Origin of the sequence: Duganella sp. HH101 (assembly GCF_001758795.1) — a bacterium.
In the GTDB taxonomy this organism is placed as follows: Bacteria; Pseudomonadota; Gammaproteobacteria; order Burkholderiales; family Burkholderiaceae_D; genus Rugamonas; species Rugamonas rivuli.
The window spans coordinates 63,600-84,612 of the sequence record NZ_LRON01000004.1 but is presented as its reverse complement, the minus strand read 5'-3'; the positions used below and the strand labels follow the sequence as shown (position 1 = coordinate 84,612).

At 56.9% G+C, this 21,013-nt stretch carries 20 protein-coding genes and 1 pseudogene; 12 read left to right on the top strand and 9 right to left on the bottom strand.

Annotated features, from left to right (window positions below):
- Positions 1 to 26: 26 nt before the first annotated feature.
- Positions 27 to 1,280, bottom strand: a complete 1,254-nt coding sequence (locus DUGA2_RS07940; protein WP_070268526.1) for an ABC transporter substrate-binding protein — start codon at positions 1,278 to 1,280, stop codon at positions 27 to 29.
- A gap of 266 nt (positions 1,281 to 1,546) precedes the next feature.
- Complete coding sequence (locus DUGA2_RS07935) at positions 1,547 to 1,918, bottom strand: VOC family protein (RefSeq protein WP_070268523.1); 372 nt, start codon at positions 1,916 to 1,918, stop codon at positions 1,547 to 1,549.
- Between the two features lie 170 nt (positions 1,919 to 2,088).
- On the opposite strand from DUGA2_RS07935, the gene DUGA2_RS07930 reads away from it, so the two are divergent.
- Entirely contained in the window at positions 2,089 to 3,552 is a 1,464-nt protein-coding gene (locus DUGA2_RS07930) for a pilus assembly protein TadG-related protein (protein WP_070268514.1), read from the top strand.
- The gene (locus DUGA2_RS07925) at positions 3,549 to 4,118 is read left to right on the top strand and encodes a TadE family protein (protein ID WP_070268512.1); all 570 of its coding nucleotides are present in this window, start codon (positions 3,549 to 3,551) and stop codon (positions 4,116 to 4,118) included. Before DUGA2_RS07930 ends, DUGA2_RS07925 begins: the two co-directional genes overlap by 4 nt.
- Before the next feature lie 4 nt (positions 4,119 to 4,122).
- Here the strand turns inward: DUGA2_RS07925 and DUGA2_RS07920 are convergent, their stop codons facing one another.
- Positions 4,123 to 4,446, bottom strand: a complete 324-nt coding sequence (locus tag DUGA2_RS07920; protein ID WP_070268510.1) for an energy transducer TonB — start codon at positions 4,444 to 4,446, stop codon at positions 4,123 to 4,125.
- A 261-nt stretch (positions 4,447 to 4,707) separates the two neighbouring features.
- Between DUGA2_RS07920 and DUGA2_RS07915 the strand changes: the two genes are divergently transcribed.
- Together DUGA2_RS07915 and DUGA2_RS07910 are read left to right on the top strand one after the other, a co-directional pair.
- Positions 4,708 to 5,418: an ABC transporter substrate-binding protein gene (locus DUGA2_RS07915; protein ID WP_070269074.1), complete on the top strand. Its 711-nt coding sequence runs from the start codon at positions 4,708 to 4,710 to the stop codon at positions 5,416 to 5,418.
- Positions 5,419 to 5,499: 81 nt separating this feature from the next.
- The gene (locus DUGA2_RS07910; RefSeq protein WP_141753216.1) at positions 5,500 to 6,375 is read left to right on the top strand and encodes a hypothetical protein; all 876 of its coding nucleotides are present in this window, start codon (positions 5,500 to 5,502) and stop codon (positions 6,373 to 6,375) included.
- On the opposite strand, the gene DUGA2_RS07905 is transcribed toward DUGA2_RS07910, so the two are convergent.
- From DUGA2_RS07905 to DUGA2_RS07895, 3 genes are read right to left on the bottom strand one after another with little or no spacing between them, the layout of a single operon-like run.
- Positions 6,372 to 6,788 (bottom strand): MarR family winged helix-turn-helix transcriptional regulator, encoded by a 417-nt coding sequence (locus DUGA2_RS07905; RefSeq protein WP_070268508.1) that lies wholly within the window; start codon positions 6,786 to 6,788, stop codon positions 6,372 to 6,374. The two genes, DUGA2_RS07910 and DUGA2_RS07905, sit on opposite strands and share 4 nt — an antisense overlap.
- 46 nt (positions 6,789 to 6,834) lie before the next feature.
- Entirely contained in the window at positions 6,835 to 7,200 is a 366-nt protein-coding gene (locus DUGA2_RS07900) for a multidrug efflux SMR transporter (protein WP_070268507.1), read from the bottom strand.
- Between the two features lie 13 nt (positions 7,201 to 7,213).
- Complete coding sequence (locus DUGA2_RS07895) at positions 7,214 to 7,531, bottom strand: multidrug efflux SMR transporter (protein WP_008450754.1); 318 nt, start codon at positions 7,529 to 7,531, stop codon at positions 7,214 to 7,216.
- 223 nt (positions 7,532 to 7,754) lie between these two features.
- Between DUGA2_RS07895 and DUGA2_RS07890 the strand changes: the two genes are divergently transcribed.
- Together DUGA2_RS07890 and DUGA2_RS07885 are read left to right on the top strand one after the other, a co-directional pair.
- Positions 7,755 to 8,528: a flagellar brake protein gene (locus tag DUGA2_RS07890; RefSeq protein ID WP_083296251.1), complete on the top strand. Its 774-nt coding sequence runs from the start codon at positions 7,755 to 7,757 to the stop codon at positions 8,526 to 8,528.
- Positions 8,529 to 8,916: 388 nt separating this feature from the next.
- Positions 8,917 to 10,308 (top strand): site-specific integrase, encoded by a 1,392-nt coding sequence (locus DUGA2_RS07885; protein ID WP_229214631.1) that lies wholly within the window; start codon positions 8,917 to 8,919, stop codon positions 10,306 to 10,308.
- A gap of 313 nt (positions 10,309 to 10,621) precedes the next feature.
- Here the strand turns inward: DUGA2_RS07885 and DUGA2_RS07880 are convergent, their stop codons facing one another.
- The 3 genes and pseudogenes from DUGA2_RS07880 to DUGA2_RS07870 all read right to left on the bottom strand — a co-directional run bounded on the left by DUGA2_RS07880 (position 10,622) and on the right by DUGA2_RS07870 (position 15,728).
- Positions 10,622 to 12,586 (bottom strand): UvrD-helicase domain-containing protein, encoded by a 1,965-nt coding sequence (locus DUGA2_RS07880; RefSeq protein ID WP_083296250.1) that lies wholly within the window; start codon positions 12,584 to 12,586, stop codon positions 10,622 to 10,624.
- Complete coding sequence (locus DUGA2_RS07875) at positions 12,583 to 14,547, bottom strand: ATP-dependent endonuclease (RefSeq protein WP_210402540.1); 1,965 nt, start codon at positions 14,545 to 14,547, stop codon at positions 12,583 to 12,585. The genes DUGA2_RS07880 and DUGA2_RS07875 overlap by 4 nt, the downstream gene beginning before the upstream one ends.
- A gap of 315 nt (positions 14,548 to 14,862) precedes the next feature.
- Positions 14,863 to 15,728, bottom strand: a pseudogene (locus DUGA2_RS07870) (phage integrase N-terminal domain-containing protein).
- A gap of 844 nt (positions 15,729 to 16,572) precedes the next feature.
- Here DUGA2_RS07870 and DUGA2_RS32555 point away from each other — a divergent pair.
- The 6 genes from DUGA2_RS32555 to DUGA2_RS07855 all read left to right on the top strand — a co-directional run bounded on the left by DUGA2_RS32555 (position 16,573) and on the right by DUGA2_RS07855 (position 20,982).
- Positions 16,573 to 16,821: an AlpA family transcriptional regulator gene (locus DUGA2_RS32555; protein WP_229213381.1), complete on the top strand. Its 249-nt coding sequence runs from the start codon at positions 16,573 to 16,575 to the stop codon at positions 16,819 to 16,821.
- Positions 16,822 to 17,108: 287 nt separating this feature from the next.
- Entirely contained in the window at positions 17,109 to 18,416 is a 1,308-nt protein-coding gene (locus DUGA2_RS07865) for a site-specific integrase (RefSeq protein WP_070268498.1), read from the top strand.
- A 13-nt stretch (positions 18,417 to 18,429) separates the two neighbouring features.
- The gene (locus DUGA2_RS34165; RefSeq protein WP_070268497.1) at positions 18,430 to 18,798 is read left to right on the top strand and encodes a superinfection immunity protein; all 369 of its coding nucleotides are present in this window, start codon (positions 18,430 to 18,432) and stop codon (positions 18,796 to 18,798) included.
- Between the two features lie 252 nt (positions 18,799 to 19,050).
- Positions 19,051 to 19,254 (top strand): hypothetical protein, encoded by a 204-nt coding sequence (locus DUGA2_RS33365; RefSeq protein ID WP_141753215.1) that lies wholly within the window; start codon positions 19,051 to 19,053, stop codon positions 19,252 to 19,254.
- A 173-nt stretch (positions 19,255 to 19,427) separates the two neighbouring features.
- A complete protein-coding gene (locus DUGA2_RS33360) occupies positions 19,428 to 19,667 on the top strand; it encodes a hypothetical protein (RefSeq protein WP_141753214.1) in 240 nt (79 codons plus the stop codon).
- Complete coding sequence (locus DUGA2_RS07855; RefSeq protein WP_070268496.1) at positions 19,642 to 20,982, top strand: primase-helicase family protein; 1,341 nt, start codon at positions 19,642 to 19,644, stop codon at positions 20,980 to 20,982. The genes DUGA2_RS33360 and DUGA2_RS07855 overlap by 26 nt, the downstream gene beginning before the upstream one ends.
- Positions 20,983 to 21,013: the final 31 nt, after the last annotated feature.

Here is a 21,013-nt window from a genome sequence, read left to right as displayed (position 1 = left end):
ATACGGCGGTGACAAGCGCGGCGGCCTCAGTCGCGCAGCGCGGCGGCGATGCTTTTCTGCGCCTTCTCGACCGGCATCTTGGTGTTCCAGAACGCCGTCAGCACATCCTGCAGCGCGCCGTTCTGGTCCGGCGTCAGGAACACCTCGATCATGCCGACCTGGCGCGACTTGTCCTTCATGATCGCCATGCCGGCCTGGGCGCAGGCGTCCATCGACGCCACGTCGATATCGCTGCGCACCGGCAGCGAGCCTTTGAGCTTGCTGAACTCCAGCTGCGCGGCCGGCGCCAGCATGGACGTGGCCAGCAGCTTCTGCGCCTTGACGGCGTCGGCGTTGGTGGTCTTGGGGAAGACGAAGGCGTCGCCCTGGATCAGGTAGGGCACGGCCGGGCCGAGGCCGGCGATGCAGCCATAGTCCTTGCCGGCGGTCTGCTTGGCGGCGGCGAACTCGCCCTTGGCCCAGTCGCCCATGATCTGCACGCCGGCCTTGCCGCTGATCAGCATGGCGGTGGCGTCGTTCCAGTTGCGGTTGGGCGAGCCGGCGTCGACATAGCTTTGCAGGCGCTTGAAGGCCACCAGCACCTTCTTGAAGGCTTCCGAGTTCAGCGCCTTGGGGTCGCGGTCGCGCAGCACCTGCAGGTACAGCTGCTTGCCGCCGACATTGGCCAGCATGGCCTGGAACAGGATGTTTTCCTGCCACGGCTGGCCGCCGTGGGCCAGGCCGACCACGCCGGCCGCCTTCAGCTGGTCCAGCGCGGCGAACAATTCGTCGGGCGTGGCGGGTTCCTTGGCGATGCCGGCCTTCTTGAACGCCGCCTTCGAATACCAGATCCAGGTTGACATGTGGATGTCCACCGGCAGCGCATAGTAGTGGCCGTTGACGCGGATGACGTCGAGCATGGGGCCCGGCATCAGCTGGTCCCAGTGGTCGCGCGCGGCGATGTCGTCGACGTTGTTGAGCGAGCCCTGGTCGATCAGGTCGCGGAATTGCTTGGTGGTGTTGAACTGGGCGGCGGTGGGCGGATTGCCGCCGACGATGCGGTTGATCGCCACGGCCTTGGCCTGGTCGGCGCCGGCCACGGCCGTGTCGACCCAGACGCCGCCGGCGGCGCGGTAAGCCTCGGCAAACTTGCGCACGGCAGCCGACTCGCTGCTGGAAGTCCACCAGTGCATCACCTCGGCCCTGGGGCCGGCCGGCGCGGCCGCCTGGGCGGCGCCTGCCGCCAGCGCCCATGCCGCCAGCCATCCGGCGGCCAGGCCGCCTCTACCCTGCTTATTCATCCTGTCTCCTTGAACGCCGATGTCTCCCGGCGCTTGATTATGCATGACCGCTGCCCGCCCCGCCCGGGTAAAAAATCCGGCGCCACTGGGCGCCGGCAACTTCGATACGAAGAGACGAGGGGTGCGCTTCAGGAAGAAACGCATGAATTGGAAACGTTACCAATCCATGTTGACGAATATAGCATTCATTGTTTTTAAGTGTCAACCGTAAATGGCGGCGCCAGCCGGGGCGGGGCCTGAACGGCTGGCCCGGCCCCGCCCTGCGCTTACTCGCCTTCGCGCACAAACACGCGCAGGCGGTGGCCGTCGCGGTCGACGGCGACGAAGGTGTAGCCGAAGTCCATCGCCACCGGGCGCTGGGCGATGGCGACGCCGCGCGCCGACCAGTCGGCATGCATATCGTTGACCACCGTGCGGTCGGCCACGCTGAGGCACAGCTCGCTGCCGCCGGCGGAGGCCAGCGCCTTCGGCTCCACCGTGTGGCGCGACCACAGGCCCAGCTTCAGGCCGTTCTCCAGCACGAACAAGGAGAAGGTCGGCGCGGTATCCACCGGCTGCTGGCCCAGCAGGTCGGCGTAGAAGGCGGCGCTGGCGACCGGATCGTCGACGTACAGCAAGACATAGTTAGGGCTGATCATGAATGTTCTCCTGGTGGGTTAGCGCGGCGCTCTGTTCCGGCACCGCATGAACACCATGGTAAGGGCAGGCTGTGACAGTTTCTGTCAGGAGCGTGGCGCTTGCCTTCGATCAAAAGTGGATATTTCCAGATGGATAGAATCGTACGGTATCGACCAACAGGAGGCCGCGCATGGACACCCACCGCCGCAAGCCGCGCCGGCAGCGCGGCGCGTTTGCCATGATGTTCGGCCTGGCCCTGCTCGGCCTGCTGCTGTTCGTCGGCATGGCGCTCGACCTGGGTCAGCTGTACAACCGCAAGGCCGAGCTGCAGCTGCTGGCCGACGCCACCGCGCTGGCCGCCGCGCGCGAGCTCAACGGGACTGCGGCCGGCGTCGCCAGTGCGCTGACCAAGGCGGCCACGGCGGCCAGCGAGCTGCGCTACCAGCACGGCTTGCTGGCCTTCGCCTGGTCCAGCGCCGCCCTGCAATTCAGCGCGACGCCGGACGCCGCCGGGCCATGGCAGGATGCCGCCAGCGCCCAGTCCGCGCCGGACGGCCTGCTGTACGTGCGCGCCGACACCGGCGCGCTGAACGCCGCCTACGGCCGGGTCGCGACCGTGTTCATGCGCGCGCTGTCGAGCACGCTGGCCGACCTGGCCACGTCGGCACGCGCCGTGGCCGGACGGCAAACCATCGCCGCCACGCCGCTGGCGGTGTGCGCGCTGTCGGCCACGCCGGCCGCCGCGCGCGCCAACCCCGGCCCGCCGGCCCGCAACGAACTGGTGGAGTACGGTTTCCGGCGCGGCGTCGCCTACGACCTGATGCAGCTTAACGCCGGCGGCCTGGCAGCGGAGCATTTCGTCATCGATCCGCTGTCGCCGCCCGGCAGCGCCGGCAGCGCCGCCAACACCGCCGACAGCGTGACCGGCCCCTATGTGTGCACCGGCACGCTGCAGATGCCGCGCCTGCAGGGCGGCGCCATCACGGTCAAGCGCGGCTTCCCGCTGGCCACGCTCTACCCGCAGCTCAACTCGCGCTTCGACCAGTACGTCGGCGGCGCCTGCAGCCCCAACGGCGCCCCGCCCGACATCAACATCAAGGCCTACACCTACGCGGCGATAACGTGGATGAGCACCCCGCGCACCACGCAGTCGGCCAAGTCGTACAGCGACGCCGCCCACAACAAGCTGTGGACCGTGGCCGATCCCCTGCCCTCGCCGGCCGGCACCGTCAACGCCGACTACGGCCCCCTGTGGTCCTACGCTAAGGCCGTGCCCTACAGTTCCTACACGCCCGGTTCGCCCGAGCCGGCGGGCGGCTACACACCCTACGCCGTCTCCACCTGGGCACAGCTGTACACGCCCGGCGTGCCGGTGGCGGGCGGCTACCCGGCGCTGCCGCCGTATCAGGCGCTGGCGGGCGCCAACTTCCTGGCGCCGTCCAGCGCCAACCAGCCGGGGCTGCGCCAGCGCCGCGTGCTCAACGTGGCGCTGCTGGCCTGCCCGGTGGCGGCCGGCGGCACCGTCAGCGCCAGCGTGCTGGCGATAGGCAAGTTCTTCATGACCGTGCCCGCCACCGCCACCGCCCTGCACGCCGAATTCGCCGGCGCCGTGCAGGACCAGGAACTGGGCGGCGCCATCGAGCTGCTGCCATGAAGACGCGCGGCATCGTCACGGTCGAGTTCAGCCTGATCGCCCTGGTGTTTTTTACGCTGCTGTATGTGGTGATGGAAGTGGCGCGCGCGATGTACCTGCTCAACACGCTGCAAGAGGTGACGCGCCGCGCCGCCGCGATGGCCGCCGTGAGCGACTTCAGCAGCGCGAGCGTGATGAGCCAGGTGCGCCAGTCGGCGCTGTTGCGCACCGGCCCCGGCACGCTGACGATGGGGCAGCCGGTGAGCGACGCCCATGTGCAGATCGACTACCTGGCGCTGACGCGCGCCGGCAACGGCACCCTGACGCTGACGCCCATCCCGGCTGCCAGCCTGCCGGCCTGCGTGGCGCGCGCCCGCCTGAACTGCATCGCCGACCCGAACGGCGCCAGCTGCATCCGCTTCGTGCGCGCACGGGTGTGCACGCCCAACGGCAACGGCGGCTGCGACGCGGTGGCCTACCAGACCATGGTGCCGCTGTTCAGCGTGGCCGGCGCGCTGCCGGTGGCGACCACGATCGCCAAGGCCGAGTCGCTCGGCCTGCTGCCGGGCAGTCCGCTATGCCCCTGAACGCTTACTCCAGTTTCCAGACGTACTCCAGGGACTGCCACTGGTCGCCGCCGGGCGACAGGAATTTGCATTTGGTGATGCTGGTGGAGGCGGCCTTGTCCAGGTTCTTGAAACCGCTGGACTTGCTGACTTTGGACTCCTGCACCTTGCCGTCGGCCGACAGCTTCAGGCTCAGTACCACCGTGCCCTTTTCTTCATTCATCAGCGAGGCCTTGGGATACTCGATCACGCAGGGAACCTTGGGGTCGAGCGTAGCCATCTTGTCGGCGGCGAAGGCCGGCAGCGATGCCGACAGCAAACTGAGCGCAGCAATGGCGAGACGTTTCATGGGTGTTCCTTATGGTGAGGTGAATGGAATGGACTCTGCCTGCCGCAGCGACGGGATCGCCGCCGCTGCCAGCACTTCGATCCTACGCCTCGCCGCCCGCGCCTGTCGATGCCGGCAAGCTACAGTGTTGCTTTCCTGCAAAAACCCACCGCGCCGCGCGCGGCCGCTCCGGACGCTGTCCAGAATCCCATGGCGCATCCGGCGGGCAACGTATATGCTGGCGCTGAGCACCATGCCCATCCACGCACAAACTACCTGACCATGCGGCGCAGCACCTTCCTCAGGCTGGCATTACTGCCCTGGTTCCCCGCCGCCTACACCGCGCCCGGGAAGCCGGTGGTCAACGTCTCCACCCTGCTGGGCGCCGACCCCGCCACCGAGATCGCCGAACAAGTGCTGCGCGAAGCCTACAACCGGCTGGGCTATGAGCTGGCGGTGCACCGCCTGCCGGGCGAACGCACGCTGATCTACGCCAACGAAGGCCGCATGGACGGCGAGCTGTATCGCAAGCTGGGCATGGACCAGGCCTACGGCAATCTGCTGATCGTGCCGGTGCCGCTGCTGACCTATGAAATCGTCGTGTTCACCCATGGCACCAATTTCATCGTCCACGGCTGGGAGAGCCTGAGGCCGTTCACCATCGGCCACGTGCGCGGGATCAAGATCGTCCAGGAAAATACGATAGGCATGCGGACCGAAGCGGTGCCGACGATGACACAAGCCTTCCAGAAAATGATGGTGGGGCGGACCGACATCGTGGTCGGCAACCGCCTGTCCGGCATGGCGGTGGTCAAGATGCTGAAGCTGGACGAGGTGCATGTGCTCAGTCCCCCGCTGGCCTCGTTCCCGGTGTACCACTACCTGCACAAGAAACACGAGGAGCTGGTGCCCCGGCTGTCGAGCGTGCTGCGCCAGATGCGGGCTGAAAAAGCCATCGAAGCCATACAGCAGCGTGTCGCGCCCGGCAGCTAGGCGGCGTGGTTCCGCCCCGCATTGACCATCCCCGCCGAACGTGCAACGATTGCGGGATTGCTTATTTATCAAAGGAATCCGATGCGCCGTATTCTGCCCATGCTTTGCCTGTTGGGCCTGACGTCGGCCGCGCAAGGCGGCGAGCATGCCTGGAGCCGGTTCGACTGGGCGCAGGCTGAAGTCGTCCCCGGCGCAGGCAAGGTCAAGGCCGCCATCAATGTGCCCATCAAGGTCAATGGCGTCGACTGCCGCGCCCAGCTCGATACGGGCGCGCCCGGCAAAGTGATCTGGCACCGGCAGGCCGACGCGACGCTTCCCGGGGTGGACACGGTGGTGGAACTGGCGGGCCGCAGCCTGACCGTCAAGGCAAGCGCACCGCAACTGGCCGCGCTGGAGGGCGGCAAGTGCACGGACGACGTGATCGCCAGCATCGGCAACGCGTATTTCGAAGACGGAACCCTGACGCTGGACTTGAAAGGCAGCCGCCTGGCCTTCACCACCGCCGCCTCGCTGGCCGGCGAGCGCGCCGCCCAGCCGTTCAACTACGCGCAGTGGTCGGGCGGCGACGGCGGCCATATCGTCGTTGAAATCGGCATGCCGAACGGCAAACTGGCCTACGCCATGCTGGACACCGGCGCCGCATCGTTCGGCATTTCAGCGATGAGCGAAGCCGCGTGGAGCGAACTGACCGGCGGCATCCCGCTGCAGGGCAGCGCGACCGTCAGCGTGTACAAAGTCAACAGCTGGGGCAAGCAGATCCCCTGCTATGAGACCGCCGCGCCCGGCCAAATCAGCATCGGCCAGATGCTCAACGTCGGCCACTTGCGCGCCTCGTACTGCGCGCTGGAAGCGTTCAAGCCGGGACAGAAACTGGTGGGGCTGCTGGGCCTGCGCGACTTGAACGAACGCACCGTCACGCTCGACTACCGTTCGCGCCGCTGGCTCATCAGCAACTAGGCGCGGCCGGCGGCGCTCCGCTGCGCCGACAGCAACTGCTCGCCGCCATGCTCCCTCAGCGCCGCGTCGAGCGCGCTGTCGTAATCGGGCTGCGCGCGTTCGAGGCGCGCGCGCCCTTCCCTGGTCAGCACCGTGTAGACCCCGCGTTTGTCGGCGGGGCAAAGATCGCGGATCGTCAGGCCGTCACGCTCCAGACGCTCGACCAGTCGCGAAACCGAGCTCTGGTTCAGACGCAGATGCGTGGCCAGCTCCTGCATGCGCAGCTCGCTTTTCGGCGAGCGGGCCAGCACTTCCAACGCGCGATATTCCGACAAGCCGATGCCATGGCGAGCTTGAAGAACCGAAGCAAGGGCGGACTCGACATTGGCGACCACTTGAGTCAGATCGAGCCATGAATCGCTTCTCTTTAACATAAACCAGTCCGTAGTTTCCAATAAGAAATTGCCGGACTATTTTACATCAGGGGCTCCTGCGCGCCTGGAGTTTCTCGCTGTCCGCCAGCTTCAGCCAGACCACGCCGGCGATGATCAGCGCCAGCCAAAACATCTGGCTCGGCGCAAGCGATTGGCCGAACAGAGCGCTGCCAAAAACCGCCGCGCCGACCGCGCCTATGCCCGCCCACACCGCGTAGCCGATGCCGACATCGATGGTCTTCAAGGCCACGCTCAGCGCATACAGCGTCAGCAGGAAAAACACGACGGCGGAGAGCGACCAGCTCCACAAGGTGAAGGCCTTGCTGCCGCCCACGCTGAGGGCGTAGCCGATCTCGAAGACACCGGCGAGCAGCAGCATGATCCATGCGCGTTTATTGTCAGTTGTAGTCATGATGGTTGCTTCCTTATGCGCCACTGAGTTGAAGGCCGACCACGCCCCCGATCACCATCGCGATGCCGATGATTTTTTTCACATTGAGCCGCTGCCCGAAGAACAGCGTGCCGAGGACCACGATCCCCACTCCGGCGACGGAGGTCCAGATCGCGTAGCCGACGCCGACCGGGAAGGTGAGCAATGCGAGACTGAGGAAGTAGGTGCCGATCGCTCCGGTGACGAGGGTAGAGACGCTCCACCAGAAATGGGTGAAGCCCTTCGCGTTGCCCGCAGAGATAGCGACCGCAATTTCAAAGATTACGGCAATTCCAAGATAGATCCAGTTCATACATGTCCTTAGGTGAGGTTGGGAGATAATTATATGCATGTGCATGCATTATATTAGCTTTAACTCACATGTCAACAAACGATGGCGGCGAGACCATCTCCTTGTTCCTTCCTCACCATTTCCCAGCTCGCAAAATAAATTGCCTTTCGGCAATCAGTGGTCTATGATGAGTTTACAAACAGACCCAAACCGCGTCTGTAGTTGCACTTATCAGGCAAACGATATGATGCTCAACGAACCCCTAGCCGTCCCGATCCGTAAAGGACCGCCACGGCCACAAGATGCCATCACGCCGATCCCGGCCTCCGCCAGCTTCCATGAAATGGCGAGCGAAGACGAGATCGGCGACACGCTAACCCTCCTGGCTTCGCACGGCGACGCGATCTCGATGTACGTGTCCGGCAGCCGCGAAGCGGTGCTCGGACGCATACTGTCCGTCGACCCCGAGCAGCCGCATTTCGTGATGGAATTAAACGAAGGGGCAAGCCTGCCGCCCGGCAAGATCACCTTTGTCGCCGTGCTGCGCACGGCGAAATTGCAATTCCGCCTGTCCAAGCCGGATTGGGATTCGCTCCCTGGCCAGCCGCAGCTGATTCCGATGGTCTTCCCGGAAACCTGCTCGGTGCTGGACCGGCGCTCGTCGGAACGCGTGGAAACGCCGCTGGGCACCAGTTTCACGGCTGCGCTGGAGCTTCACGGCATCGAACAAGAGTGGTCGATCTACGATTTCTCGCTGGGCGGGGTCGGCCTGCACTGCTCGAAGAGCCAGGCGAAGGGCTTGCTCAAGGGACGCAAACTGGTGGATGTGCAACTGGTATTGGACGAGGAAACCGTCATCGTCGCAGAACTGGAAATCCGCTACACGCGCGCCTTCCGGTCCTTCCTGGCGGGCGAGCAGATCCATCTCGGCTGCATGTTCGTCAATATGACGCCGGAGACGGAAAGCCAGATCAAAGGCGTCATGGATCTGTTCAACAATGCCCCGCGACAGCGATAGAGACCGCTAAGAAGTTTGCTGAGGTATTTGTTGGAGTACAGACTTGCAAAAACAACAAAGGCCAGTCCGAAGACTGGCCTTTGTTGTTGATTCTATTGTCGGGGCGAGAAGATTCGAACTTCCGACCCCTTGCACCCCATGGCCGAGTTAACTCTTCCTTTAGCATCCGGGAACGTCCATCCATTGAGCAACATCATTAATAATCAATGGCTTGGCGCTACCATCCGTCTATACCCATCCGTACTCATCCAGTCCTAGCCGAGCGTCTTGTTGGGGTATTTGTTGGGGTATTTTTTGCTCCTCTTGCGACCCCTTGTAAAAACCTCCGGCCCATTGCAGGGCTGACGTTCTGGAATACAAGATGCCTAGGATCACACAGAAGGAATTGTTGGCGATTACGACGAAACAAGTCGGACTCGTCGTCCGGGATGATGGCGGACTGTTCGGGCGCGTACGCGTGAAGGCCGACAACAAACTCACGATTCCGTTCTACTACCGCTACCGGCATGGCGACAAGCTGCACGACATTTCATGCGGCTCCTGGCCGCATGACAGCCTGGCGCAGATCAGGGAAGCCCGCGATGCCGCGCGCGACCGCGCGGCCACTGGAGCCGATCCTGCCACGGTAAAAAAGGTGCAGAAGATCGAGGTTCAGGAGGCGCTGGAAGCGAAGCTGGCCCAGGTCGAAGCGCAACGCGAGGCAGGCCTGACGGTGCGCGATATGTTCGACGTCTGGCTGCTGGACGGCGTGCGACGCAGGAACGATAACGCAGAATTGAAACGACAGTTCAATGCCGACGTCTTGCCCAAGATTGGCGACGTCGCCGTGCGCGCACTGACGGAGCACGATCTGCGTCACGTGCTGCGTACCATGGTGGCGCGTGGCGCCAACCGCAGCGCCGTCTCACTGCGGAACAACCTGAAGCAGATGCTGAACTGGGCACAGAAGCGTCAGCCGTGGCGCCGTCTTCTCGTCGAGGGCAACCCGATGGATCTGATCGAGATCGGCCGTATCGTCAGTCCGGACTTCGATCCGCGCGGCGTGCGCGAGCGGGTGCTCTCCCCTGCCGAGATTCACGAATTGCACACTGTCCTCGACCGCGCGCGGAACGAATATGCGCAGGCGGAAAACCGGCGCATCGCCGTGCAGCCCATCGAAATCACAACCGAATGCGCGATCTGGATCATGCTGTCGACCCTGTGCCGGGTCGGCGAGCTGACCATGGCGCGTTGGGAACACGTTAGCTTCGAGCGAGCGGAATGGTTTATACCAAAGGAAAACGTGAAGGACCGCATCAGCAGCCTGACGATCTCGCTATCCGATTTCGCGCTGCGATATTTTCGCCGCTTGTACGATTGCAGCGGGGACACCGACTGGTGCTTCCCGAACTACATGGGCACGCTCCACATTTCCCCGCGAGCGATCACCAAACAAATCAGCGACCGACAGACCATGTTCAAGAATGGCCGCGACGGCGGGCCTCGCTCCAAGATGACGCATCGCCGCCAGGACGATCGTCTTGTGCTGCAAAGTGGGAAACACGGCGCGTGGACTGCGCATGACTTGCGCAGGACGGGTGCCACGCTGATGCAAAGTCTCGGCGTCAACTTGGACGTCATCGACCGTTGCCAAAACCACGTACTGGCGGGAAGCAAGGTTCGCCGTCACTACCTGCACTACGACTATGCTAGCGAAAAACGGGACGCATGGAACAAGCTAGGACAGCAATTAGAAACGATCGTTAATGCTGAAAATGGCGTGGTTTTGCCCGATAAATAAAGAGCCGTTGATATGACGAGCTGGCCCCAACCCAAGCTAGGTTCTACAGAGACGGAAAATACAACTCGTGCCAGCAATCTAAAGGCCTGAAGGGTATCCTTTAGTGCATCCTGCATCACCTGAACTAATGTTACTAGCTCAGGGGGGCGCAAAGCCAACTTCGGAGTTCAATTACATCGTGCATAATGGTTCGAGCCATAGGATTACTTTCGCTAAAGTGAAACGCGAAACACGCTTCTCACGCCATATTACGCTTAGTGTCTTTACAGGGCACTTTGCGTCGAAAGCGCCTAAAAGACCAATTTAGGAATCTCTACAACAATGCAAAATCGACCTTCGTTACCGTGGAGAAGTCAATTTTCAACAACGCGTCCTCTTCTTGTTGCGCAATTAATCGTACGCAAGTCAGATTTTTAATTGCACGAGAACACGCAACATATACCAGTTTTCTATCAACAATTTGCTCGCTATCAACTTGAGTCAAAATATTGCTAAAATCGAAATCCTTCCAATAGTATTCATCGAGAACCACCACCACATTAATAATCCCCGTACCTTTCGTCTTATGCATCGTGACATAGGGCTTCTCATCATTTAGATAATCAAAGTAATTTGCAATCTCGGCAAAACTTAATTTATCACTAAAAAAATCCACATAAAATGTCATTTTTTTTAGTTTATTTTTCAGCTCCTCAAAAAGAAACTCGTCCATATTACGACCCGCGCCAGTCATTCTAATCGCCGTATTTATTCCATTTCCCATGTCTTCCAAGAAGGTTGCAAAGACCTTATCAGACTTTAACTCCTCCAGGAACTCATCGCGGTACTCCATGTATCCCAGAGACGCCTCGGATTTTGATAACAAACCGCAAGAATGTGCCGTATTCAACACAGATATCGGAGAAGCTGTTGAGCTAATGATAGAAGATATTTCATCATGCAATCTAATTTTATCTTTCCTTGAGTTCAAAACAAAGCCGCCTTTTTTTGCAAGACTAATAACTTCATTGAAATCACCGCGCTTGAATAGCGTACAAAGCCGCGCTATTTCGTCAAACTGCAGTATCGTTAAGATACGTTCCATTTCATCGCCACGCTCTTGTCCGTATCGATCTGAAAAAATCTCATACAGATCCGAGAATCCCACCTCTCCAGCGATCGATTTGTTCGTCAGCATTAAATATTTAGTGTCACCAAAAATATTTACCTTGGAAATCAAAGATTTCAGTTTGCTAGAGTAAAGAGGTTTATCTTCTTTTGCGCCATCGGGCACGACAGAATAGTAAAGATTTACTGTTCCTTCACGCTCAACTGGTATTTCCATTACGCCATCTGGTTTTTTCTTTAAGGCCACCTCCTGTTTGAGCGTATCCAAGCGCAGCGTATTTAAAAAATCAACAACCTGCCTTGAACAGCGAAAGTTATCTTCTTTTTCTATCTTTAGTAACGCACCTTTTTTTACAAACTCCTCAACATCACCCACTCCATTTTCATAAATACCTTGCATGGAGTCGCCGAAAAATCCGATGGTGGTTTTGGCATCAGAAGCGACAACATCGACAAATACATTTACGATATCCGGTGAAGTATCCTGATATTCGTCAATGAAAATATAATCAAACTTATCTCCTAAAATTCTCCGCAAGGTGGGATAACGCTTGATTAGTTCGGCAGATATCTTTAATAGGCTGTCGTGGCTATACGAGAAAGTGCGAATGCTGTCGAACGAACTCTCGCTATATTTTATTTTTTGAGAATCATATTGCTTGATAGCTAAAAATATTTTTTCATTTAATTCGAGTATGTCCTGAGACAATTTCAGAACGTAACTCCGTCGATCTTTGTCGTAGATCTTTTTGAATACCAACTTTTCAGATTTTATTTTACAAAATCTGTACAGTATGGCGGTATATTTTTTATATCGTTTCTTGTATAGGTCGTGCTCAATCTCGTTGTTCAAGTCGATGGCACAGGCCAAAGGTTCCAGGAGAAATATTACGCCTATCACATTTTTGATACTTTCTTTATACCTATCTATGAGCGAGTGGAGGAACGAGTGAATGGTCGATACATGATACTTATCGCCAACACGGCTCCGAATTTCGTCGGCAGCCTTATTGGTTAAAGTAATACAAGCAACAGTCTTATCTGGTTGGGTTGTAGAGATGTGTGCGAGGACTTCTTTCAAAGTCTCGGTTTTCCCACTACCGGCCCCACCCTGTAGAACAAAGTGACGTTTAGTTTCCAAACACTCTTTGATTTGATTTAGAGCCGTCATTTTGAAATCCAATCTAATCCCTGCCGAATATACAAGGGCATATCCCACTCAATTTCTTTATTGGTTAGCGCCAAAAACAGCAGCGATGCTGCAAAATTGGATTTTTTGGACAAAATAGTGTCAACCAAGTCGTAGGCATCATTGATCTTCGCGAACTGGTCCACATTCTTGAGTCCACTTAGTGCCCCTAGATTCGCGCCAATCGTAGCGCGATTTAGATGCACAAAAGCATCTTCAAAACTTCTTGCGTGATTCTTTGCTTCGAGCAACTGATACGCGACAAAGATATTTTCAGATATGGACTTTAGTTCCCCTGCTTTTAATTTCGACATCCAGTCTGCATGCTCCGCAGCATGAATACTCGGTGCAGAATAGAAATATTTAATCGTTTCGTTGCTAGTATGGGTACCGATTGCAACACTACACGCCTCATAAGAAGTTTTTTTGTCCTTTATAACCGCGTGAGTAGCATCAATATCTGTGATGACAAGAGTCTCAATCTCAAGAAAATCTAATAAATGACGAAACGCTTTCGCGTTAGCACCCGCTTCGATAATAGTTATGTTTTGTGATGAAAGAGGAACATAATCCTTCTCTGCGATCCTCACTTCATCATATTTAGAAATAAAGTAAGGAAGGAGTATAGATTCCGTTGTTCCCTCGATGAAGATTACTTTATTCGCGAAAAATAGCTCGCAGGTATCTAATGTCAAAAACTGTTCTACGAATTGGAAGGAAGCCTTTTCATCTGCATATTTTACCGACAATTCTTGGTGAAGGTTCTTGACCTGAACCACTCCAGCATTATTCTGAAGATACCGGATATCCTTGAAGTCACATTGGGATACAATATGGGATGAATGAGTGGTTATGACTGATTGGAGATTAGGGATTCCCTTTAATAAATTCTTGATCTCCCGAGCAAAAACGTATTGCATCTGAGGATGTGTATGAGCTTCTGGCTCCTCAATGAAAAGCAAATTGATCTGTCGGACGTTTCTTTTAAACTCCTCTTTTCTAATTTCGATAGCCAGTAAGACATAAAGTATATTCATGTGCCCAAGGCCGTTGAAAGTCTCCGGAAGGTATCCTGGATCACCTCCATACACTACCTGAGATGCGTCTTCCAGTATTTCCTTCGACTCAAGGTTAGAAATTACCTTTATGTCGTCTATGCCTAAGAACTGTTTTGCTGCACCCAAAAACGGCGAGAAGAAAGTCTTATAAGTTTTTTCAAGCGACTGATCCATTTCTAGCATTAGGTCATTAATTGGCCCAAAATCGTTATTCTCTGGATTATTCGCATTGAAGTACTGGGTAGTTAACTTAGAAAGCACATTTTTACCACCCTCCGAACTTGCAACATCTCGTCGCGCATGTATAAATTGAAAATTGATGATGCTGCGAACCGCACTAAAATCTTTTTTTATCAATCTTTCACGATGATCGAAAATATCGCTTTCCTTTGAATAAGCATACACATCTCGCTTTAGATATCGATGAATGTTCTTCCGTAAAAATCGCTCACGTCGTTCCCCTGCAGGGGGAAGATCACGAACGAGGCTGTCCTGATCGATCGTACATTCGAATAGAATCTTAACCGAGTCAGCCTTTGGATCGAGGTCTGTTATGAATTCTGACAGATACTTTAGATTATCATCATCGGAATAGCCTATTTCCAACATCATACGAATACTAATGTCTGTTAAAGCAGGCTTTTCGTCTATTTTTGATAGCATTTTCCTGCAGTCAATTGGAAAATCATCATAAGTAAATTTATTGCCATCAAGGTAGAAACGCTCAAATAGAATCAACAGCGATGTTTTTCCACTATTGTTTTTCCCAATAATAAGGGATAGCTCTTCGCGAATATCAACAATAACCCGTTTAAATACCCGGAAGTTACAAGCGATCAGTTTTTTTATTTTCACGACTTCCCACCTATTTTTGGTCTGCGGCACGTTTCTGAACCACGGTAGCGCCCAGAATCCTTTTATTTATCTTTTCCTTCAACGCAATTTTTTACTCGAATAAATTACGCTTCAATCGAGTGCTTTTTAGAAATCCGCACTCGCCCTCAAAAATATATCCAAATTTATATGCATGCTCAATCAAATCATGGTTTCGATGGGTTAGCAAAGGAAAGCATCTGGCCAAACGCGGCCTATCAGGTGAATATTAATTCTGCGCCCAGCATAGCATTCTTGCCACTAAGGAAAATTCACAATTTGTCACAGCAGTCTGACTAACGCAAACCTGAGAGCATAACGTCCTGTTTAACGCCCCAAGTACACCGCCGTAATTTGCTCTCGACCGTGCCCCATTTCTTCCGACAGTAGTAAGCGCGCTGAGAGATTACGTTGCCTTTGCTCCGGCCCTAGCTGAGATGATCGGGGCCGCCTCGCGCCGGGCATTGCCAACCTGTGAGCTGGCGGTACCGTTCCTGCGCGTAGGCATGACGCAGCCCATGAACACCGTGAATTCCTGCCTTGTCGCATTGCGCTCGAAAGCGCTGAAGCTGATCGCGATATCGCAGGTTAGACGGAATAAGGCTCCCAACAGCAACAAGCCGCTTGGCATCATTGAGCACGGTGCGTTGTTCCGGCGTGCGAATGGCGATCTCGCGATACTTGCCGCCCTTGGTCCATGCGTCCTTGAGCTTCAGTCGATCGCCGCCATCGGCCCACGAGGGAACGATCTTGATGCTCTCCTCCCGCCGCAAGCCAAACGCGGACTGCAATCGCAAAGACATGGCCGTGTAAGCATCTGTGATCTTCGCCAGGCGCGCATCGTCAAGCACCTTGGCCTTGGAGATGTTGGTGACAAAGGTGCGCTTGTCGATATCGTAGCTGCCGTTATCGCGCGCGATGATGTTGTCCTTGCCGATCTTCTGCGCCCACCATCGCATGGCGCTCATACGGTTCTTCATCGTGCCGGCGCTGACGCCATCGGCCTTCCACTGCTGCACCAGCGCGTCCACATGCTTGGGACGCAGACTGTCAGCATTCATATGGCGATATCCGAGATCGTGCAACTGGTTGGCCACGTGCGAGAGTATCCGCGCGCGGTCGGACTGCGTGGCATAGCTGCCATCGCGATTGCGATCGCAAAGCTGCTTGAGTTGATAGTTCAAGTCGCGCATCGCGTGCTCCTAAAATCAAACCTGGTGTGATCGAGTCAGGTGAGTGTTTCTGGCCACCGTGCTTGCCGCAGCAAGGACGGTTTGTAAAGGCCCCGGGACACCACTCCCGTGTATGCGGTATGTTCACTGCTTGCCCGCGCCGCATGCGCGTATGGCGCCGCGATCCGCTCCTTGTAGAAGCCTGATCGCGGTGGGACCAGTTACCCAGGGTCCATAGGGTCTGCCTCGCACACGTTGTCGGCCCACGAGGGGCAAGGTTGGCAAGCAGCGTTCTGCTGCGCTGATAGCGGTAGATCCGCTGTCACTGGCCGCCGTCACTGAGAAAACAGCGCCGGAGCCCATATAGCGCTTGGTTGCTAGCGCGTCGTCACTGGCAGCAGGCCGCCAGTAACGACGCGCGGTTTGCGCCGCGGACTATGGCGGCGTATCGACATGCACGCGGCGGCAGAACGCCGCGTGAGGTGGTGACGGTGCGTGAATGCGCGCGATGTGACGCGCAGCTCCCTCGAGGGAAGGATGCGCAATAAGGATGCAGCCTATCCAGGCTGATCGCGGGCTCGCTCAAAGGCGAAGCCAATCTAAAAACAAATGTGGAGACTAAGGGCGCGTGACGAGCGCTACGCCTGGCGCGATGCCAAGTTGCGCGAAGGGCGATCCCTTCGCGTCGAAAAGCATATTGTCCTCCACCTGGCATCGCGCCGGCATCACCTACCTAAAATTCTCATCGATTTATTTGTCGACGAAGCTAGCGAAGAATCGACGCCAAAAACGGGGCCCATTTCGGGTCGCACTTGCGCGGCAATCGGAGGACAGTGCTGGCAGCACTTAGACAATGGAGGAAGACATGAAACGATCACCCCTGCCCCGCACCACACGAATGATCCGCCTGCCGGAAGTGATGGCGATCTGCGGCCTGTCGCGCAGCACCGTCTACGCCTACACCAAGCGCGGCGAATTCCCGGCGCGGGTTAAGATAACCAGGCACGCTTCGGCATGGGTTCGGGAAGAGGTGCTGGCCTGGGTAGAAAGCCGTATCCATGCCAGCCGCAGTTGTACCCCAACACCGGCAGAAAATCGTGAGACTGGGGTTTGACCGCTAAAAGAAGTTTGTTGGGGTATTTGTTGGGGTACAGACTTGTAAAAACAACAAAGGCCAGTCCGAAGACTGGCCTAAGCTGTTGATTCTATTGGTCGGGGCGAGAAGATTCGAACTTCCGACCCCTTGCACCCCATATAATTCACCATTCATCCAACACTGTCCCCACCAATCCAAAGTTCCTGTAGAATCAAGGAGTTGGGTATTGCATTCGTCCAGAGCAGTCCAGATGAAAATACCTGAATCCAACTTTTTCTAGTGTACAGATAGTGTACAGAAACCAAATGACAGACCTAACAGTACAAGCAATCGTCAAGCTTCAACCGGCAGCGAAGTACCAGCGCTACAAGGTCAGCACCGGCCTGTGGATCGGCGTAGGGACGGACGGAGAGAAGGTGTTCTTCGTTCGCTACTCCGTAAGCGGTAAGCAGATTGAATACCGTATCCCCAAGCCATTCGGCCTCAAGACCGACGCCGCCCACATATCCCTGATGGATGCACGGGCCAAGACCGCAGAACTCCGTGCGCTGGGCAAGCAGGGCATAAATTACGAACAGCAGCTTGAAGCGGAAGCCAAGGCCACCGAAGCCCAGACAGCCCAGCAGGAGGCGCAGAACGCTACGGTGCAAGACCTGTATGACGCATGGTTCCCGACCACCCGACGCAAGGACGGAGGCGCTGAACTGAAACGCTCCTTCGGACGTGATGTGCTACCTGCTATCGGCACCAAGCCACTGCGCGAAGTGGAAGAAGGCCACATCAAGGCGCTGATACAGCCCATCTCCGACTCAGGCACCAACCGCAAGGCCGTAGTCATCCTGAACAACCTGAAGCAGATGTTCAAGTGGGCCAATGGCCGTCGCCCATGGAAGCTGCTAGTGGACGATCCTACGCTGAACTTGAAGCCGGAAGACATCACCCAACCCGATTACGAAGAAGTGGAGCGTGACCGCGTGCTGTCGCAGGACGAAATCAAGGCACTGGTAGCCAAGCTGCCTGCTGCCCGACTGGTCAAGACCACGGAGCTTGTAATCTGGCTCACCCTGTCCTGCTGCACGCGGATTGGGGAAACGGTCAAGGCAGAGTGGCAGCACGTCGATCTGGACAAGGGGGAATGGTTCATCCCCGCAGAGAACACCAAGGGCAAGGCACCAGAACACACGGTCTACCTGTCCGACTTCACCAAGCGTCAGTTCCTGGCCCTCAAGGACATCACCGGCGACAGCAAGTGGTGCTTCCCGAACGAGGACGGGACCGACCACCTGAACACGAAGGCACCGACGAAGCAGATTGGCGACCGTCAGGCATCGCTCAGGGACGCTAAGCCACTCAAGAACCGCAGCAAGGCCGGCGATTCCTTAGTGCTATCCAGCGAGAAGTGGACACCGCACGATCTGCGCCGCACTGGGGCAACCCTCATGCAAAGCCTTGGCGTGGAACAGCACGTCATCGAACGAATCGCCAACCACGCCGAACAGAACCGCATGCAGCGCATCTACCAGCGATTCGACTACGCAGCAGAGCAGCGGAAAGCATGGGCCAAGCTGGGCGCACTACTGACCGAACTCACCGCACCACCAACTCAACCTTAACCTTGGAAATCAAATGGACGCACTGTTACCGTTCCTCGTCGTATTCTTCATCGCTTTCTACATGCTGCCCCTGATTGTCGCCATGAACAGGAAGCACGTCAACACGACCGCTATCGCCGTCCTAAACGTCCTACTGGGCTGGACCCTGCTGGGCTGGGTTGGGGCGCTGGTGTGGGCCTTCTCGTCGCAGTCTGCGGCAGAGGATGCACCCGAAGCAGCTATGGACGGACCAGCGCTGGCGACAACCACACCGACTCAAACGGTTGACGCTTCGGACCTGAAGGACTGCCCGTACTGCGCTGAACCGATCCGCAAGGCTGCTATCAAGTGCCGTCACTGCGGCAGCGACTTAGCGCCAGCGACCGACGTTGTACCAGCCTGACCCCGCCATACAGCTACGGGGCCATACGGCCCTGTACGCTTCCTACACCCCTCATGATGCGATGCTTTCTCTGTCCGCAAGACAGAAAAACAGCCGTTGAGTAAGCAAATACCCCCGCTTTTCCCCGGTATAGCAAAACCAGCAATCTTCGATCTTTATAAGCATACTTCTTTCGGCGCGTCAAGGGCCTTACTTGACTTTCTAAAGAAATTTGCTATAATTTCATTGTTACCAGACCAATGAAAGGAAAGAATGAGTTTCAACTTCAGCTATTACTACGCATCGCAGGCAGAGCTAGTCCATTACATCACGCACGAAGCCTCGTCCGCTGCCGTCACTTCCGCCCGACGCTACTACGCCCAGCTTGGGCAAACGGCAGTCGTTGACCGCATTGACAAAGCACGCATTGAAGCGAAAATTGCGCGTTTAACTGCAAAGCTGGCAGCAGCAAACTAAGCCGCTTTAGCACCTCGCCCGCACGGGTACTTGACATCACCATAGCTGTAGCGGCAAACCGCCAGCATCTCCGGGCTGCTCTAGCCCAAGCCACCAACCATCACCTGCCGTCGTCGTCCGTTCACCCGGTCGAATCGTCACGCCTACGCGCAGGGCAAACGAAAGGAAACAGCATGAACCCACAGCGCATGCCTAACAGCAAGCGACAACGCCTTATCACCAACAACGGCACCGTACTAGAGCGCGCCTACGTCTTTATGCCGCCTGAATCGTGGGCAGCACTACAGCGCCTCAGCATCAAGGCTCACCGCTCTCACAGCCAACTTATCGAAGAACTGGTAGCCATCGCTAATACCCCTGCCAAACGTGGCGACAACAAGGAGACACATGACAAAACAATCATCGAAGCCTGATACCCCTGAGTACAGCCCCACCGAGAAAGCATCCCTCCAGAGTTACAAGGCTGCACTGTATGCTGGTCGGTACTTCAAACAGTACGACTCCAGCACTCCGTTTGCTCGGATCGTGTCCGGCGATGACCCGATGCCGCTGCCTCTAGCCTTCCTTTGCGACGACTTCAAGGCATACTGCCGCGAACACCGTCTGATTTATCCTAAGGATAACCCGCCCTCTGCTGAATACTTGGGCAGCAGCCTGCGACTCGTTACCGGATACAAGTTCGTACCCAACGGCCCAGACCTACTGCGTGCAAACCGTTCGCGCCACTGCTACATGAACACGTACAAGCGATTTGAACCCGAACATCCGGCAATCGAACTGTCACCACTGTTCCTGGACTTCCTGCGCCGCCTGTTCCCTGTGCCTGAAGAGCTACACACCTTCTGCCAGTACATCGCTCACGCGATCCAGCAACCGGAAGAGCGCCCTTCATGGCACATCATGCTTCCGTCAGAGCAAGGGGTGGGCAAAGGCTTTCTGTTCAACGCTATTCTCACGCCTCTGTTCAGCGGTCAGACGGTCGCAGTAAAGACATTTTCGGCACTGACCGGTCAGTTTGGCGCGACGATCTTTGAACAGAGCATGTTCACATTGATGGACGACTGCAAGACCGGCAGCGAAAGCACGCAAACACAGATGAAGTCGCTGATGTCAGAGGAACGCATCTACATCGAGCACAAAGGCAAGCAAGGGGCTATGCGCGACGTGTTCACCCGGCTCATGCTGGCGAGTAACGAAGACGTACCAGCACCGGTAGACGGCCAGACCCGTCGCTGGTGGATTCCGCATAAGCTGGGCTACTGCGACGGACTGAAGGAGAAAGCAGGTCAGCAGGACCGCCAACGCCGCATCAAGGCACTAAGCGAATGGCTGCAAGAACCCGGCGCGCTGGAAGCGGTGTTCAACTATTTTAAGACCTACCAGCTAGACGGCTTTGACCCGAAGGATGTGCCGATCACCGCGAGCTTTGAGCGCATGGTGGCGAAGTCGGAAACACCAGAGCAGGCGTTTGCTGCTGACTGGCTTGAACTTCACCCACTCAAGGTCTTCAAACTGGAAGAACTGGGTGTTGCCTTCATCAAGGCCGGGATGGGTAAGCAAGGTAACGGCGACATATCTGACATGCTGGTGCATTGCGGCTACCAGAAGGACATCTTGGCGACACCGACACGCGGCCGCTGGTGGTTCCCGGTGAGCATGAGCAAGCGCGACGCAGAAGCCTTGATGACGGCGACGGAAGCTGAAAAAGCCGAACAGCCAGCGTTCTGACACAGACGAAACACAGACGAAACACACACAA

Excerpts from the sequence above, each read along its gene's own strand:
- DUGA2_RS07940 (WP_070268526.1), bottom strand. The coding sequence starts at position 1,280 with ATGAATAAGCAGGGTAGAGGCGGCCTGGCCGCCGGATGGCTGGCGGCA.
- DUGA2_RS07880 (WP_083296250.1), bottom strand. The coding sequence starts at position 12,586 with ATGACGGCTCTAAATCAAATCAAAGAGTGTTTGGAAACTAAACGTCAC.
- DUGA2_RS07915 (WP_070269074.1), top strand. The coding sequence starts at position 4,708 with ATGCGGCGCAGCACCTTCCTCAGGCTGGCATTACTGCCCTGGTTCCCC.
- DUGA2_RS32555 (WP_229213381.1), top strand. The coding sequence starts at position 16,573 with ATGAAACGATCACCCCTGCCCCGCACCACACGAATGATCCGCCTGCCG.
- DUGA2_RS07930 (WP_070268514.1), top strand. The coding sequence starts at position 2,089 with ATGGACACCCACCGCCGCAAGCCGCGCCGGCAGCGCGGCGCGTTTGCC.
- DUGA2_RS07865 (WP_070268498.1), top strand. The coding sequence starts at position 17,109 with ATGACAGACCTAACAGTACAAGCAATCGTCAAGCTTCAACCGGCAGCG.
- DUGA2_RS07890 (WP_083296251.1), top strand. The coding sequence starts at position 7,755 with ATGATGCTCAACGAACCCCTAGCCGTCCCGATCCGTAAAGGACCGCCA.
- DUGA2_RS07925 (WP_070268512.1), top strand. The coding sequence starts at position 3,549 with ATGAAGACGCGCGGCATCGTCACGGTCGAGTTCAGCCTGATCGCCCTG.
- DUGA2_RS33365 (WP_141753215.1), top strand. The coding sequence starts at position 19,051 with ATGAGTTTCAACTTCAGCTATTACTACGCATCGCAGGCAGAGCTAGTC.
- DUGA2_RS07855 (WP_070268496.1), top strand. The coding sequence starts at position 19,642 with ATGACAAAACAATCATCGAAGCCTGATACCCCTGAGTACAGCCCCACC.
- DUGA2_RS07935 (WP_070268523.1), bottom strand. The coding sequence starts at position 1,918 with ATGATCAGCCCTAACTATGTCTTGCTGTACGTCGACGATCCGGTCGCC.
- DUGA2_RS07910 (WP_141753216.1), top strand. The coding sequence starts at position 5,500 with ATGCGCCGTATTCTGCCCATGCTTTGCCTGTTGGGCCTGACGTCGGCC.
- DUGA2_RS33360 (WP_141753214.1), top strand. The coding sequence starts at position 19,428 with ATGAACCCACAGCGCATGCCTAACAGCAAGCGACAACGCCTTATCACC.
- DUGA2_RS07920 (WP_070268510.1), bottom strand. The coding sequence starts at position 4,446 with ATGAAACGTCTCGCCATTGCTGCGCTCAGTTTGCTGTCGGCATCGCTG.
- DUGA2_RS34165 (WP_070268497.1), top strand. The coding sequence starts at position 18,430 with ATGGACGCACTGTTACCGTTCCTCGTCGTATTCTTCATCGCTTTCTAC.
- DUGA2_RS07900 (WP_070268507.1), bottom strand. The coding sequence starts at position 7,200 with ATGACTACAACTGACAATAAACGCGCATGGATCATGCTGCTGCTCGCC.
- DUGA2_RS07905 (WP_070268508.1), bottom strand. The coding sequence starts at position 6,788 with ATGTTAAAGAGAAGCGATTCATGGCTCGATCTGACTCAAGTGGTCGCC.
- DUGA2_RS07895 (WP_008450754.1), bottom strand. The coding sequence starts at position 7,531 with ATGAACTGGATCTATCTTGGAATTGCCGTAATCTTTGAAATTGCGGTC.